The organism is Gilliamella sp. Pas-s27 (assembly GCF_009795865.1).
Taxonomy (GTDB): Bacteria; Pseudomonadota; Gammaproteobacteria; order Enterobacterales; family Orbaceae; genus Gilliamella.
The window spans coordinates 1-1,624 of the sequence record NZ_WTEW01000075.1; the positions used below are offsets into that span (position 1 = coordinate 1).

Below are 1,624 nucleotides of genomic sequence, written 5' to 3' on the forward strand. Positions count from 1 at the left end.
AAATGAAGAAAATAATTATATTCAGTGTACTATTAGCAAATTTTGCATTTGCTAATACAACAAAATGTGATGAAGACTCATTTGAAGAAGTAAATGTAACTACTTTTTCTGGTAGTCATATGAATTTAAAATACCAATATTGTTCATATTCTAAAACTGAACCAATAGATTATATAGGATATCAATTATTAACTATTAAAGTTGATAACCAATTATATACTTATAAAACTAATGTTAGTGATAATGAATATTCCAGTAGAAAAATGTTCTATTCTAAACTAGGAGTGTTTGGTATTGCTGAAGCCGATACAGGAAATTCTCCTTTAACGATAACATATTTGACTATTAAAAATAATAAATTATTTTTATTGGGGAAAATCACGTTTGAAAGACGTATGGGAAACATAATTGGTGAACCTTATATTGAAAATAGAAGTGATGAAGCTAATAAAATTATAGACAACATATTTTTATTAAATAAAAAAAATATTTTGAGGGAATATACTTTAAATTATTATGAGGGTTTTCTGTTTATTTTAGCTGATAAATTTAAACAGAATGTTTCAAAATATGAAATAAATCATTTCTTAGTGAAGCTATCAGAATATCCAGACTTAAGTAATTTCTACAGACAAAAAATCTTTTTTAAAGATCATTCTTTATGTACATATAATAAAAATCTAATTGAAATGGATGCCTTTGGTTGTCAAATAGGAAATAAGCAATTATCCATTTGTTATAATTATTTTGATAAAGGTGATTTAATATACAGATATGGTAATAAAAACAAAATAGAATTAGAGTTACGGAAAGAAATTTTAGATCAGAAAGTCTTAATAAATTCATTAGTTTTTAAAAAAAATATTTGGAATTATGAAGTAAATACATATCCTGAAAATGCAGGAATTTTAATAAAAAAGAATGACGAGAATATTACATTTCTTAAATGTGAAAATGACAGCGTAGAACCTTTAATATTTGAACCTATATGGGATTAAAAAACATGATGTAACCACCTCCAAAAATAGTACAGCCCAAAAGTAGAAAATTCATCTATGATAAAAGCGACAGAGTACCAATAAAATAATAAGTCAGAAAATGTATTGATTTTTTTGCTTTATTGTTCCTATATTCCATCATAAAGTGCAATTCGTCTTAGCTCCTTAGAATAAAAATCGGTGTTCTTGTCTTCTTTCCAACAAGTGTGTTTTTCCTGCTATCTAATTAATCAATATAAATTGGTTATATTAATAAAAGGTATTTTAAAAATAAGGGTTAAAATTCAAGCTAAAATCGGTTATAATTTATTACCTATGCGGTTGCATGTAAAACTACGGGGGGAGTTTAACGTGCTAATAAATAATAATATTAAACTGAAAAAGGGAAGGAAAAAGCATGGCAAATGAGTTTGATCGTTTGGTTGACAAGTTAGGCGGTGGGCTGGTTAATGGGTTAATTGATGGGTTGAAAAGTGTGAGCCATAATCGGTATACGCTAACAGTGGAGGGGCTAAGTTCGCCAGTGTCGGTGTTGCAGGTTAAAGGCGATGAGCCACTCAATCAGCCCTGGCATTATACGATAACCTTCACCAGTCCTGATAAAGCCCTGTCCCTTGATTCCCTCC

At 28.5% G+C, this 1,624-nt stretch carries 2 protein-coding genes; both read left to right on the forward strand.

Annotation, left to right across the window (positions count from 1 at the left end; translation table 11 throughout):
* Nucleotides 1-998, forward strand: a 998-nt coding sequence (locus GQ589_RS11685) for a hypothetical protein (protein ID WP_160426411.1), incomplete at its 5' end; no start/stop codon positions are given.
* A gap of 397 nt (nucleotides 999-1,395) precedes the next feature.
* On the forward strand, nucleotides 1,396-1,624 hold a 229-nt coding region (locus GQ589_RS11690), incomplete at its 3' end, for a hypothetical protein (protein WP_160426413.1).